The sequence below is a fragment of the Polaribacter sp. SA4-10 genome (assembly GCF_002163835.1).
Taxonomy (GTDB): Bacteria; Bacteroidota; Bacteroidia; order Flavobacteriales; family Flavobacteriaceae; genus Polaribacter.
This window is the reverse complement of sequence record NZ_CP019331.1, coordinates 142,137-157,692: the sequence shown is the minus strand read 5'-3', so window position 1 is coordinate 157,692 and position 15,556 is coordinate 142,137. Positions and strand designations below refer to the sequence as shown.

Annotated in this window: 10 protein-coding genes; 8 read left to right on the top strand and 2 right to left on the bottom strand. The window is 31.0% G+C overall.

From position 1 onward, the window contains the following. The first annotated feature begins 9 nt into the window (after window positions 1-9). The 3 genes from BTO04_RS00740 (at window position 10) to BTO04_RS00730 (ending at window position 6,082) form a co-directional block, all read left to right on the top strand. The gene (locus BTO04_RS00740; protein WP_087562669.1) at window positions 10-1,899 is read left to right on the top strand and encodes a RagB/SusD family nutrient uptake outer membrane protein; all 1,890 of its coding nucleotides are present in this window, start codon (window positions 10-12) and stop codon (window positions 1,897-1,899) included. Between the two features lie 11 nt (window positions 1,900-1,910). Further along, on the top strand, window positions 1,911-3,233 hold the full coding sequence (locus BTO04_RS00735) for a SusE domain-containing protein (RefSeq protein WP_087562668.1): 1,323 nt from the start codon (window positions 1,911-1,913) through the stop codon (window positions 3,231-3,233). Between the two features lie 65 nt (window positions 3,234-3,298). Beyond that, window positions 3,299-6,082, top strand: coding sequence for an alpha-amylase family glycosyl hydrolase (locus tag BTO04_RS00730; RefSeq protein WP_087562667.1), 2,784 nt, complete (start codon window positions 3,299-3,301; stop codon window positions 6,080-6,082). Window positions 6,083-6,528: 446 nt separating this feature from the next. Here the strand turns inward: BTO04_RS00730 and BTO04_RS00725 are convergent, their stop codons facing one another. After that, window positions 6,529-7,887: a pyridoxal-phosphate dependent enzyme gene (locus tag BTO04_RS00725; protein WP_087562666.1), complete on the bottom strand. Its 1,359-nt coding sequence runs from the start codon at window positions 7,885-7,887 to the stop codon at window positions 6,529-6,531. 334 nt (window positions 7,888-8,221) lie between these two features. Continuing rightward, window positions 8,222-9,457: an ABC transporter permease gene (locus tag BTO04_RS00720; RefSeq protein WP_087562665.1), complete on the bottom strand. Its 1,236-nt coding sequence runs from the start codon at window positions 9,455-9,457 to the stop codon at window positions 8,222-8,224. A gap of 4 nt (window positions 9,458-9,461) precedes the next feature. Here BTO04_RS00720 and BTO04_RS00715 point away from each other — a divergent pair, with 4 nt between their 5' ends. From BTO04_RS00715 to BTO04_RS00695, 5 genes are all read left to right on the top strand, one after another. Beyond that, window positions 9,462-10,721, top strand: a complete 1,260-nt coding sequence (locus BTO04_RS00715) for an exo-beta-N-acetylmuramidase NamZ domain-containing protein (protein WP_087562664.1) — start codon at window positions 9,462-9,464, stop codon at window positions 10,719-10,721. 434 nt (window positions 10,722-11,155) lie between these two features. Beyond that, the gene (locus tag BTO04_RS00710; protein WP_087562663.1) at window positions 11,156-12,184 is read left to right on the top strand and encodes a DUF4200 domain-containing protein; all 1,029 of its coding nucleotides are present in this window, start codon (window positions 11,156-11,158) and stop codon (window positions 12,182-12,184) included. 165 nt (window positions 12,185-12,349) lie between these two features. Next, on the top strand, window positions 12,350-12,946 hold the full coding sequence (locus BTO04_RS00705) for a hypothetical protein (RefSeq protein ID WP_087562662.1): 597 nt from the start codon (window positions 12,350-12,352) through the stop codon (window positions 12,944-12,946). 2 nt (window positions 12,947-12,948) lie between these two features. Next, a complete protein-coding gene (locus tag BTO04_RS00700; RefSeq protein WP_087562661.1) occupies window positions 12,949-13,455 on the top strand; it encodes a TIR domain-containing protein in 507 nt (168 codons plus the stop codon). 171 nt (window positions 13,456-13,626) lie between these two features. Beyond that, window positions 13,627-15,552, top strand: coding sequence for an AAA family ATPase (locus tag BTO04_RS00695; RefSeq protein ID WP_198342088.1), 1,926 nt, complete (start codon window positions 13,627-13,629; stop codon window positions 15,550-15,552). Window positions 15,553-15,556: the final 4 nt, after the last annotated feature.

Below are 15,556 nucleotides of genomic sequence, written 5' to 3'. Positions count from 1 at the left end.
AAGAAAAAAATGCAACAAAAATTTAAATATTTAATTGTAATCATGTTATTCTCTCTAGGAGCTATATCATGTCACGAAGATCTGAATCAATCTCCTATTGATCCAGATAGTTTTACAGAAGAAGATGTGTTTTCAAGTGCAACAGAAGCACAAGGAGCACTTGCTAAATTATATGCTAGTTTAGCGTTAACAGGACAACAAGGTCCTGCAGGACAAGCAGACATACAAGATATTGATGAAGGTTTTTCACAATATTCAAGAATGTTATTTAACTTAAATGAATTAACAACAGACCACGCAGTAGTAGGTTGGGGAGATGCCGGTTTACCTGATTTACATGGTTTATATTGGTCTGGTAGTAATGACTTTTCTGAGGCAATGTATTATAGATTGGCGCAAGAAGTATCTTTTTGTAATTCTTTTATAGCGAACGCAGAAGCATTAGCAGACACAGAAATAGCTAGTTATATAGCAGAAGCTCGTTTTTTAAGAGCATTTACGTACTATAATTTATTAGATTTATATGGTAATGTTCCTTTAGTAACTTCTGTAACTACAGAATTACCATCACAGGCAACAAGAACAGATTTATTTAATTTTATAGAAACTGAATTATTAGAAATTCAAGATCAATTAAAAGCTAGTGGTGCTAATGAATATGGTAGAGTAGATAAAGTTGCTGCTTGGGCACTATTATCTAAACTATATTTAAATGCAGAAGTTTGGACGGGTACTGCTAAGTACAATGAATCAGTTACATTTTCTAATAATGTGATGTCATCTAGTTATTCAATAAACACAACAGATGCTAATGGAAACGGAAGTGCATATGACGAGTTGTTTTTAGCTGACAATAACACAAATGGTGCGCAAAACGAGTTTATTTTTGCTTTAAACTTTGATGGTCTTAGATCTCAAACTTATGGTGGTTCTACATTTTTAGTACATGCTGCAATAGGTGGAAATATGAATGCTACTGATTTTGGAGTTAATGGTGGCTGGGGAGGCTTAAGAACCACAAAAAACTTAGTTAATAAATTTAATGTAGATGTTACAAAACTTAATAATAATTTAGGAACAATTTCTAAATGGGGATTAGTAGGAGATGCTACACTTAACTCATGGGATGGACCAGACATGGAAATGTATGAAACAGGTAATAATACCTATGCATTGTATGCTGATTTAACTAGTGGAGAAATGAAGTTTAGGTTTGATGAAGATTGGGGTAATAATTATGGTGATGATACTACAGATGGTACATTAGAGTCTGGTGGTTCAAATATTCCTATAACTACAGCAGGAACTTATTTTATCACTTTAGATTTAAATACATTAACCTATACAATTATGCCTTTTGTTGGAGATAGTAGAGGTATGTTTCATAAAGACGGTCAAACACTAGAAATAGAAGAAATTCCATCTTTTGAAAATGGTTATGCTGTTACTAAATTTAAAAACATTGATTCTAATGGGAATCAAGGATCTGATGCTGCTGGTGATTTTGTAGATACAGATTTACCATTAATTAGATTAGCCGAAATTTATTTAAACTATGCAGAAGCAACACTTAGAGGTGGTGCTGGAGACTTAGGTTTAGCAGTTACTAAAATAAATGAATTAAGAGAAAGAGCTTTTGGAAATTCTAATGGAAATATTGGTAGCGGAGACTTAACTTTAGACTATGTATTAGACGAAAGATCTCGTGAATTATATTGGGAAGGTCAAAGAAGAACAGATCTAATAAGATATAATTATTTTACATCAGATACTTATTTATGGCCTTTTAAAGGAGATTCTAAAGACGGTGTTGGTACTGACAGTTTTAGAAATATATTTCCATTACCAAATAATATTATAACAACTAATCCTAATTTAATTCAAAATCCAGGATACTAATAAATAAAGACATGAGAAAAATAATAAATTCGTTATTCGCTCTAATTGTTGTATCAATTGGCTTTACCAGTTGTGAAGATATTAGTGATAGAATAGTATTAAATACGAATGTAGAAGCTTCTACAGAACTTATCATTCAAGAAAATACGCCAATTGTGCTTTTAGAAGCCAATCAAACTGAAATAGCTTTAAATACTAGTTGGGCTGAACCTGATTTTGGTTTTGATGCAGCACCTACCTACAAATTACTTGTAGATTTAGCTACAGGAGATTTTAGTGGTGCAGTAACACTAGATATTGGAGATAATTTAGAAAAAACTTTTACTACTGTAGAATTAAACTCAATTGCATTAGGTTTAGGCGCAGAGGCAGATACTGCTTCAGACTTAGCTCTAAAGCTACAAGGTTTTGTTGGTGGGCAATTACTTATTGATTCTAGCTCAAAAGCGATTAATGTAACTCCATATTCAAGTATTTTAGATTTAACTACAAGATGGGGTGTTGTAGGTTCTGGAGCAAATGATTGGGGAGCAACCCCAGATTTACCTTTCTTTACTACAAGTACAGCAGGAATTTTAGCTGCTTATGTAACTTTAATTGATGGAGAAATTAAATTTAGAGAAGATAACCTTTGGACCAATAATTATGGTGATACAGGTGTAGACGGAACATTAGATGCAGGTGGGGATAATATTACGGTAACTGCTGGATCCTATAAGATTCTAATGAACTTAAATGATTTAACATATACTATGGAAAGTTTTTCTATTGGTATTGTGGGTTCTGCTTATAATGATTGGGGAGCAACTCCAGATTTCGCCCTTACTTATGATTCTTATTCAGATCAATTTAGAGGAATTGTAAAATTATTAGATGGCGAAATGAAACTAAGAATGAATAATGAATGGACTACAGACTATGGAGATACTGGTGCAGATGGTGTTCTAGATTTGGGAGGAGATAATATTGCTACCTCAGCAGGTAGGTATATTATTACTGTAAACTTAAATGATTTTTCGTACTCTTTACAAGCAATAGATCATATTTGGGGACTTGTAGGTTCTGCGTATAATGATTGGGGAGCAACTTCTGATGCATTGTTTACAAGAGATTGGTCTCAACCTAATGATAATATTTGGGTTTTAAATAACGTTACACTTTTAGAAGGTGAATATAAATTCAGATCTAATGAAGCATGGGCTCTTAATTATGGAGATACTGGTGCAGATGGTACTTTAGATGATGGAGGAGATAATATAATTTCTGTTGCAGGAACGTATTCTTTTGTTTTAGATTTTACAGATCCTGATACCCCAACATATACAATAAACTAAATTTTGTATCAACTTTTCAAAGGCTACTTTCTAAAAGTAGCCTTTGTTTTTAAAACACTATATGTATGAAAAAAATTGCTTTCTTATTTATTCTATTTATAACTTCAATAGGTTTTAGCCAAGTTACAATTACTCCAAATCCTTTTGACATAACAGCATCTATAACAATAAGTTTAGATGCAAATAGTTCTGCTACAGATTGCAACGGACTCAATAATCCTACAAAAGTTTATATGCACTCTGGCGTTGGTACAGATGCAGATGCTTTTAATACAAGTGTAGTTGGTAATTGGGGATTAGACAATGGTGTTGGTGAAATGACACTAAACGCATCTAACAATCTTTGGGAAATTACTTTTGTTCCAAAAACATATTATAATTTAACAGATGCACAAGCTGCTAGTGTTACTAAGATGGGAATTGTTTTTAGAAATGCAAATGGTTCTCAAGAATTGAAAGACAATGGTTGTAACGATTTTATTTTTAATGTTGGTTCATTTCAATTAACATTAAATTCACCTTCAACAGCAACAACAGTTTTAAACTCCGGAGAAAGTTTATCTATAAATGCTTCCGCATCACTAACGGCTAGTTTTGTTTTAAAAGCAAATGGTACAATCGTAAATCAAAACTCTGGGTTAACGTATACCTTCTCTCCTACCGTTTCACAAAACACAACCTTTTTATTAGAAGCTACAAATAACGGAGAAACAAAAAGTACCACTTTTCAAGCAATTGTAAAACCAACTGTTACAGAAGCTGCTGTTCCTTCTGGAATGAAAGATGGAATTAACTTAAACCCATCAGATACTACAAAAGCTACCTTAGTTTTTTATGCGCCAGAAAAAGAGTTTGTTCATTTAATTGGTAACTTTAATAACTGGGAATTAAATGACACTTACCTTCTTAAAAAAGATAGTTCTAATGATCGTTTTTGGATAGAACTTACAGGTTTAACTGCGCAAACAGATTATACGTATCAATATATAATTGATGCAGATTTAAGAGTTGCAGACCCTTATTCTACAGTAATTTTAAGTGAGTATAATGATCAATATATAAACGCTACAACATATCCTAATTTACCTAATTATCCTTCAGGAAAAACAAATCATGCAGTTACATTATTAAGAACTGGTGATGTAGCTTACAATTGGCAAGTAACAAACTTTCAAAAACCAGCAAAAACAGATTTAGTAATTTATGAACTTCTTATTAGAGATTTTGATGAATTACATAGTTTTGATGCAGTAAAAGATAGATTAGACTATTTGCAAAATTTAGGGATAAATGCCATTGAATTTATGCCAGTTATGGAATTTGATGGTAATGAATCTTGGGGATATAATCCTTCTTTTCATATGGCTTTAGATAAATATTATGGTAATACTAAAGCTTTTAAGCAGTTAGTTGATGAATGCCATAGAAGAGGAATGGCTGTTATTATTGATGTTGCTTTTAATCACGCAAGTGGGCAAAACCCTTATTATAGAATGTATAATACAGACAATGGTGGTTATGGTGGTCAAGCAAGTACAGACAGTCCTTTTTTCAACCCAATTGCAAGACATTCTTACAGTGTTTTTAACGATTTTAATCACTCTAAACAAGCAACTCAAGATTACGTAAAAAGAGTTTCTCAATATTGGATTGATGAATATAAAATTGATGGTTTTAGATGGGATTTAACAAAAGGTTTTACACAAAACTGTACCGGTAGCGATGCTTGTACAAACGCATACCAACAAGATAGAGTTACTGTTTTAAAAGAATATGCAGATTACCAATGGAATATTGACCCTAATTTTTATGTAATATTTGAGCACTTAGGTGGAAATACCGAAGAAACTGAATGGGTAAATTACCGTTTAAGTGAAGGAAAAGGAATTATGCTATGGGGAAATCATAATTCTCAATACAATCAAGCAACTATGGGGTATGGTGCTAGTTCTGATTTTTCTTGGATTTCGTATAAAAACAGAGGTTGGTCTGTACCTGCAAATGTAAGTTATATGGAAAGTCATGATGAAGAACGTTTAATGTATAAAAATTTACAATTTGGAAATTTTAGCGGGAGTTATAATGTTAAAAATTTAGCAACTGCTTTAGATAGACAAAAAATTGGAGGGGCTTTTTATTTTACCATTCCTGGCCCCAAAATGATATGGCAATTTGGAGAATTAGGCTATGATATTTCTATAGATCAAAACGGAAGAATAGGTAACAAACCAATTCTATGGAATTATTTTGACAATCAAGAGAGAAAAAACCTTTATAATACTTGGTCTAAAATTATTCAATTAAAATTGAAATATGATATTTTTGAAACTGAAGATTTTTCTTTAGATGTTGCTAATACAAATGGATTAAAAAAGATTCACTTAACAAATCCATCTGCTACAGGTATTCAAAACATTGTTGTTATAGGAAATTTTGGAGTTACAACTCAAAGTATTAATCCGATTTTTCAAAAAACAGGAACTTGGTATAATTTGTTAAATGAAAATTCTACCATAAATGTTACGAATACATCAGCTCTAATATCTTTAGCGCCTGGAGAATTTAAAATCTATGCAGATAATCCAGCAGCACTTTCTACTGAAGATGTTGCTTTAGAAAACAATATTTTTAAAATATACCCAAACCCTGCTTCTAATACTTTTTCCTTAACAAATGAAGCTCTAATAGTAAGTATTTATGATGTTACAGGTAAACAAGTAAAAACATATTCAAAAGAGAGTATTAAAAATAATTTATATGAAGTGTCTGATTTAAATAAAGGAATTTATTTTATTCGTATTAAGAATATAAAAAATCAACTATTAACAAAGAAATTAATTATTAATTAGAATTTAAAAACAAGGAATTTCTGTAAACATGCTACTTTAAGAGCAATAGGAATTAGCTCATATTAAATCCACAAAAAGCGCAGAATTAAAGCACAGAAGCTCCAGAAACTGGATTTTAAATAAAAAAACTAAAATATCATTAAAGAATAAAAGGAATACATGAATTAAAGCCACATTAAAAGGAATAAAACGAAACATTCAGTAGTAAAAACATCTTTAATGTTCATAAACTGTAAAAGTTACGTGTATAGAATAAATAAATTCCTAGAAATAAACTTCGGCACGAAGCTTGTATAGTATAAAAATGAAGAGACGTTGTAAACCTCTTCTTTGTAAATTATTTGAATTAGTTGAATTAGTTAGTTAGTTAATAAAAAAAACCACCTCTTTTGAGATGGTTTTTTTTTGTGTTATGTAAGTTCTAATTCAGTTGAAAACAAAACCTATTACATCGCACTAATAATATCAGACTTTGTAATAATATGATGATTCCCGTTTTCTAAATCAACCAAAACAGCTTGATTCTCTTTGGTTATCAATTTAGAAATTTCATCTAATTTAGCAGATTTCTTTACTATTGGATATGATTTTCCCATAATACCTTTAATTGGTTTGTCTGCAATATTTTTATCGTCAATAAAATTGTGTAATAAAACAGCATCATCAATAGACCCTACAAAACCATTACTGTCTTTTACCGGAATTTGACTTATTTTATAATCGCGCATTCTCTCAATTGCATGAGAAACTAACTCTTCAGTTTGTACCGTAACCAAAGGTGCATCACCATGAATTTTAACCAAATCTGCAGCCGTTTTAATTTCCTCTTCTAAGAAACCTCTATCACGCATCCAATCATCATTAAACATCTTACCAACATACCTACTTCCATGATCGTGAAATAACACAACCACAACATCGTCTTTTGTAAAATGTTCTTTTAATTGCAACAATCCTTTTATTGCAGAACCAGCAGAATTACCAACAAAAATACCTTCTTCTTTGGCAATTTTACGCGTATAAACTGCCGCATCCTTATCGGTTACTTTCGTAAAACCATCAATCAAAGAAAAATCCACATTTTTTGGTAAAATATCTTCTCCAATTCCTTCTGTAATGTAAGGGTAAATTTCATTCTCATCAAAAATACCCGTTTCATGGTATTTCTTAAACACAGAACCATAGGTATCAATTCCCCAAACTTTAATATTAGGATTTTGCTCTTTCAAGAATTTTGCAGTTCCAGAAATGGTTCCTCCCGTTCCTACTCCAACAACAAAATGAGTGATTTTACCATCTGTTTGTTCCCAAATTTCTGGTCCCGTTTGCTCATAATGTGTAAGCGCGTTACTTGGATTGTCATATTGATTTACATACCAAGAATTTGGTGTTTCTGCTCCTAAACGTTTAGAAACCGAGTAATAAGATCTAGGATCTTCTGGTTCTACATTTGTTGGACACACAATTACTTCTGCACCAACCGCACGTAAGATATCCATTTTCTCTTTAGACTGCTTGTCTGATAATACAAAAATACATTTGTAACCTTTTATAATTGCTGCCAACGCCAACCCCATTCCTGTGTTTCCAGAAGTACCTTCTATAATGGTTCCTCCGGGTTTTAAACGTCCATCTGCTTCTGCATCTTCAACCATTTTTAACGCCATTCTATCTTTTATAGAATTTCCTGGGTTAAAAGTTTCTACCTTTGCCAACACCAAAGCAGCTACTTCTTTAGTAACAACGTTTAGTTGTACCAAAGGTGTATTACCAATGGTTTCTAATATGTTTTTTGCGTATTTCATTTATTAATTTTCGACTGCAAAGGTAAAATATTTTTTTGGCGTTCCCAAAAGGGTCGCGCTTTCATTACTCGCTTTTTTTAGTTTTGTTCTCGATACAAATTTGCAAAAAAGCAAATTAAAGCGAACTGACAACTAAAAAAGAGCTCAAACACGCCATTCAATCGCTAACGCAAATAAGCTGCAAACAAATAGCAACACTAAAAATAGATAGATTACTTGCGTTAGCGATTGAAACGACATCCTTTTTTGAGTAACGAAAAAAAGATACAGTGAAAAGCGCGACCTTTAGGGAACGCCCAAAAACAGCTATGTATGCTATGTGGTAAAAATAAATTTAAGCAAATTTAATTGACTTAGACGGATTAATTTTAGTGATGATATAAGATGGAATTATCAACATTAAAAAACACAATAAAAGTGTTCCTAAATTAAGTAATATCAATTGTTTAAAAGAAATATAAACGGGCATTACGGCCACATAATACGTTTCTGGATTTAAGGTAATTACCTCGAAATAATACTGAATAAAAACAAGCAACAACCCTATAATATTCCCCCAAAAAAGTCCTTTTAAAATTAGGTACGTAGCGTTGTATAAAAACACTTTTCTAATGCTAGAATTAGAACTTCCTAAGGCTTTTAAAATACCAATCATTTGTACGCGTTCTAAAATTAAAACCAACAAAGCAGTCACCATATTTATACCTGCAACAAGAATCATTATGGCAATGATAAACCATACATTATTATCAAAAAGTTTGATCCATTCAAAAACAGTTGCATAACTATCTACAATGGTTTTACTATTTAAAGTTGCCCCAATTGCACTGTAAATTTCTTCTCCTTTTTCTTCAATATTATCAAAATTATCTAAAATCACTTCAAAGCCGCCAACTTCATTTTCTGTCCATTTGTTTAAATTCTGAACCTCTCTAATATCACCAATCATCATGTTTTTATCAAACTGAGCAAAACCAGAACTGTAAATACCCGTTATTACATATTTTCTATTTGAGGGTAATTTGCTAGTAGCCGTTTTTAGAAAAGTGGCTAAAATGGTGTCGTTTAGTTGTAATCGCAAACGATTCATAACCGTTTTAGACAATAAAACATCTCTAGTTCTTGCTTTATTTAAATCGGGTACTTTTCCTGCTACTAAATATTCATTAAAAAAAGACCAATCGTACTCTGTAGAAACCCCTTTAAAAATAATCCCTTCAAAATCGGTTTTTGTTCTTAAAATTCCGGCTTTATTTGCAAAAACTTGTACATTTTTTACCCCAGAAATAGTGGTGAATTTTGGATAAAAATCTTGGTTCTTATCTATAGGTGTTGTAGAAATATCTGAGTTATTATTATCATAATTTAAGATTTGAACATGCCCTTTAAAACCCGCCATTTTATCGCGAATTTTATATTGCAATCCACTACCCGTTGCCACAGCAATTATCATAATAATAATTCCTAATGCAATTGCTGTAATTGCAATTTTTATTATTGGAGATGAAATGCTATTTTTATACTTTTTGCCAGCAATAATGCGTTTTGCAATAAATAACTCGTAATTCAAATTGATGATAGATTTTAAACCTTTCAAAAGTACATATTTATTCTTGTTTTTTCTGCTGAATTTTCAGCTGATTTCTTGTGCTCAAAAACCGAATCCTATTATAAAAAAGGAAGAAAAGAACCCACTAATTATAAAAACGGGTGCAGAAAGAACCCATTTATATTTAAAGGTACTAAAAGACAAAAATGTTGCTATTGTTGCAAACCAAACTTCTGTTTTGTCTGTTTTACAACCTGTAGAAGGTACACCTAATACTATGGGTTCTAAAAAAGTGACGCACCATTTGGTAGATTTTTTACATAATTACAACGGAATTACTATTAAAAAAGTTTTCTCTCCAGAACATGGTTTTAGAGGAAAAGCTGATGCTGCTGAAGCCGTTGCAGATGGAGTAGACAAAAAAACCAATATTCCTATTGTATCTCTTTACGGAAAAAACAAAAAACCTTCTGCCAAACAATTAGAAGGAATTGATGTTGTAGTTTTTGACATACAAGATGTTGGTGCGCGTTTTTACACTTATATTTCTTCTTTACATTATGTAATGGAAGCGTGTGCAGAAGCTGGAATTCCTGTAATTATTTTAGACAGACCAAACCCAAACGGACATTATATTGATGGTCCTGTTTTAGAATTGGAACACACCTCTTTTGTTGGTAAACATCCTGTTCCGGTTGTTTATGGTATGACAATTGGCGAATACGGACAAATGATTAATGGAGAAAAGTGGTTAAAAAAAGGTGTTAAATGTGATTTAACAGTGATTCCTTTAGAAAATTATTCTCATAATTCAGAATACAGTTTAACCCTAAGACCTTCTCCTAATTTACCAAATGATACAGCTATAAATCTGTATCCAAGTTTAGGTTTTTTTGAAGGAACCATAATTAATGCTGGTAGAGGAACAGAATTTCAGTTTCAAAGATATGGCGCCTCCTTTTTTCCAAAAAGTAATTTTAGCTACACACCAAAACCAAATTTTGGTTCTAAATATCCAAAGCATGAAGGCAAACTTTGTTATGGTGTTGACTTAAGTACTACTAAAAAACTGAGTTCTTTAAACTTAGAATGGCTGCTTGATGCGTATCAAAAAACGCCAAAAACAGAAAAATTCTTTGGGAAAACATTTACCATTCATGCCGGTACAAAAAAACTACAGCAACAAATAGAACAGGGTTTGTCTGAACCAGCAATTAGAAAAACTTGGCAAAAAGATTTGGTGGTGTTTAAGAAAATTAGGAAAAAATATTTGATTTATAACTAGTTGGCATTCCTGCGAAGACAGGAAGCCATACTAATTTTTTAAAAAAATATAAAAGCCAACTTTTAAAAGAAGTACTTATTTAACTGAGTTTTAAAGAGCTGTTTTAGATATCAATTATAGATTCCTGCCTACGCAGGAATGACAAAAAGCTAGGGACATTCTAATTCCTTTAATTTTGAAGTTAGAAATGCTATACAATAACACGGCGCTACCTATCATTTATCTCAAATTCATTTTTAGGAACCTTCAGCACACACTATAAATGGCATTCTACATCCGTTAGAAATGCACTGAGTGCATAAAAGCAAAAAACAGGTATTAATACGTGTAGATAGGATTACTTTTTCCTTTAAATTTGATAGTACACATATTGTGTATATCAGCAATGATAATATACAATTGTTACCACAAATATAACTAACTAACTAACAATTATGAAATTAAAACTCACACTACTACTTTTAACAATTAGTCTTTTAAGTAATGCTCAATCTTTTAAGATTTTAGACAATCCAACCTTAGGGAAAAATTATGAAGAAAATGATGAAGGTGAATATGAGACTTTAAACTTTAAAGTTGTTGATAAACTAGATTTAGAAATAACTGCTAAAAAGAAAAAATATCAAGATTTACTTGATAGTATTGATTTTGGAACTGGAAGTTTAGCGGATAAAAAAATTAAAGAAAAACAAGAAGAATTAGATGCGATAAAATCAGAAATTAAAGACTTGAAAGAACGCAGAATGCTGTATAGAAATGAATATGTAAAAGAATATTTGAATTATAGTAATTTTACTTTTGGTTTTTGGAACGAAAGGTCTCACGCATTTTCAGAAATACTTTATGATACAAAAGGAAAAACTTTTAATCTAATAAATAATTCAGGATTCAACATAGGTAGTAATTCGGGTTCTGTATATACTGAATTAGTTAGTGGTCAACTATATATTTTTAGAGTAAGTTTAGGAACACTAGTTTCAAGCAGTTCTGATGAAAATATTGAAACAGCAACTATAGATGAAGCATATCAACGATTAGTGACAACTGGAGGTAATACTGTATTGAAATTCGAATACCCATTATTATACTCTCATGCTAGTAATAATCAATGGACTATAATTTCACGTTTAATTGGAAAAGGAACAGCCGATTTTGCTGAATTTGGAACAAAGACAGATGATTGGGCAGGTAGTGGTTCTTTTGGTTTGGATATTTACGCAGACGTAGCAACTAGCAATAATAATATTAGGTTTTATATGAATTACAACATCAATAAAATTTTCGGAACTGATTCTTATATTGATAATTTAGGAATTGAGAATAGTGACTTTTCATTTGGACAACTTAAACTCGGATTGGTTTTTAATAAAAACATTAGTCTTTCTTTTGTAGTAGCTACTTTCAGCTCTGAAGATTCACTAAGAAATAGAAATGTTATAGCTGGAGGACAAATTTTAAGGTAGAAATAAAAATACTTGTGGTAACACCGTATATAATTTATTGCTAGTTCTAGCCTATTTACGAAAATCCTCACGGATTTTCAATTCGGTTTGTATTTGCTAAATTAGGTGCTTAAAACACGCAACAAACCATATACAAGACCGTTGTGAGTAATTTTACCAATCACTATGAAGAAAGGAATAATATATATAATTATAAATGCAATAATTGAAAATCTTAAATATTTCAATCTAGTTGAATTACCAAAGTATGTTTTTAAGAAATTCTTTTTTTCAGATTCAATAACTGCAACAAGATGCGCTGTTGATTTATTTATTATTTCGAAATGGACTTTCGTAATGCTTTTATGGTATTTTAATGTTAAAAATCAAATAATAAATTTTGCAGTTTACTATCTCATTTTTACAAATATATATACTTATTTCTACTACCACGTTTGGACAAAAGATTTAGAAAATCCTTTTTATGATTCCGAAAGAATAAAAAGACGGTTTTTAAAATTAATCCTTTCTATTGCATTCAATATTGTGGCTTTCGCTTATTTAATAGCTCAGCCATTTTCAGATAATTTCAAGTGGAAAAATGGTTATTCTGAATTTAATGACGCTTTGTTTTTTAGCATTTCTAATTCACTAACGACGAGCTATCAAAATGTAAATATAATAACGGAATTTGGACATTCATTATCATTAATTGAAACGGTTACATCTTTCATTTTTTTAACAATAATATTAGCGAATTCAATCCCTCAAATGAAAGAATAAATATGGCATATAGAAATAAAACATACGTCTGCTTTGATGCTGATAGTGATATAGATTATTACAAAGCAATGCAAAGTTGGAAAGCGACTGACCACATTGATTTTAACTTTTATGACGCTCACGACCTAAATAACATTCGAGAAACGAGCAATGAAGACACAATCAAAAGAAGATTACGAGAAAGATTTAGAGACACCAAATTATTAATTGTATTAGTTGGTAACCAAACAAAATTTCATTATAAATATGTACGTTGGGAAATTGAAGTTGCACTTAAACTTGAAATACCAATAATTGCAGTAAATATTATAAACAGTGAAACAAGAGTTTATGATAAGTATCCACCTATTTTGCGTGATGAGTTAGTGCTAAATATTCAATATAACAGAACTTTAATTAAATACTCAATAGATAATTGGATAGACACATATAACAGTCTAAAATCTAAAGAAGATATTTCAAATAAAGTTTGGAATGAGCAAGTTTACAGAAATTTAAGTCTGAAATAAACTACTCACTTAAGACGTGTATAATTAATGGCTAGTCCTCGCCTACTTTCGAAATTCCTTGCTGATTTTCTATTTGGTTTGTATTTGCTAAATTATGTGCTTAAACACGCCACTAATCATACACAATCACGTTAGCCACAAGCTGAAAAACAACATTACAATCGAGAAAATATGATGATAAAACTAAAGACAGTAACCGTTAATAAATATAAGAGCATCCAACAAAGTCAAATAGTTTATATTGAACCTGATATTACTACAGTTGTTGGAATGAACGAGTCTGGTAAAACGTCTTTTTTGACTGCAATAGCAAAAACCAACTATTTCAATTCGGACGAAGATTTCAAGTTTGACATTACACAAGATTATCCACGAAACGAATTGATTGATTTTCAGCACGAGGAAGAGGATTGTGATATTATTAATTGCACCTATTCAATTTCTGATGAACTGTTAAAAGAGATTGAGCATGAATTTGGAAAGGGTGTTTTTAATGTCAAAGAATTCACATATACAGTGCGTTACAAAAGCGAAACCACTTCTTTTACTGGTCTTAAAGCTGATACTAAAAAATTTTTAGAATTAGAAGTTAACGATGGTTATACATTGAGTAAAGCGACTAAAGATGCTATAATCGCTTGTAAGGATTTAAAGGATGTAGCAGATATTGTAGGCACAGAAGAAGATGAAGATTTATCAGTACTTAAAACTAAAATTAAAAAACTTGTAGATGAGGGCTATAAGTTTACTAATTCACTTACAGGTTATATTGCAAAGGCTTGGATAGATCCAAAAATGCCGAAATTCTGGTATTTCGATGACTATTATCCGCTAAAAGGTAAAATAAACATAAATGAGTTACATAACAATCCACCAACTGATGAAAAGGACAAAACATCAAAAGCTCTTTTTGAACTTGCAAGAATAAATCCGAAAGAAATTCTAGATTCAACAGAGGAAGAATATGAGAAATACATAGCTTTATTAGAGGCTTCTTCTAATAAAATTACCAATGAGATTTTTAAATATTGGACTACTAATCAAAATTTAGATATTGAATTTAAGATTCAAAATATAAAAAACAAGCAAAACCAACCAGAGAAGGTTCTTGACATTAGGGTAAAAAGTCAACGACATAAAATTACGTTGCCACTTGACAGAAGAAGTAAGGGCTTTAATTGGTTCTTCTCATTTATTATTTGGTTTAGTAAAATTCAAGCAGATAAAAATTCTGACTACATTTTACTATTAGATGAGCCTGGATTAAATCTTCACGCTTCGGCACAAGCTGACTTGATGAAGTTTTTTGAAGACTTATCTAAAAAGTATCAAATAATTTATACAACTCACTCGCCATTTATGGTTGATACTGAACACTTAAATAGAGTAAGAACTTGCTTTGAAACTGACAATGGGACTATTATTTCTGATACTATCCAAGAAAAAGACCCAAATACATTATTTCCTTTACAAGCAGCCTTGGGATATGACATAGCTCAAAATCTATTTGTCTCAAATAATAACTTGTTAGTAGAAGGTCCAGCAGACCTAATTTATTTAACTCTTTTATCATCACTTTTAGAAGCCAACAAAAGAGTTGGTTTGAAACAAGAATTTACAATAGTTCCTGTTGGCGGACTTGATAAAGTATCAACTTTTATTTCATTACTTCGAGGTTCTAAACTAAATGTGGTTTGTATGTTAGATACTTTTACAGACCAAAAGGGCAAACAAAAAGTAGACGATTTAGTAAGATATAAAATCATAAAGGAAAAAAATCTACACTTTTTTGATGAATTTGCCAGCAACGGAAATAAAACCGCTGATATTGAAGATTTATTTACGAAAAAAGATTATTTAAAAATATTTAACGCAGCTTTTAAAGATGATTATGATAAAGTAAATCTAAAGGATTTAGATAAAGATTTAGAAACCATCCTCAAGCAAATAAATAAAGTTATTGGAGTAAAAAGATTCAATCATTATCGTCCTGCAAGCAAGCTAAATCAAATGGGAGTTGATATAAGCTTCTTTGACGAAGCAACTTTGGGTAATTTTGAGAATATGTTCAAAGAGATTAATAAACATATAAAATAATGTC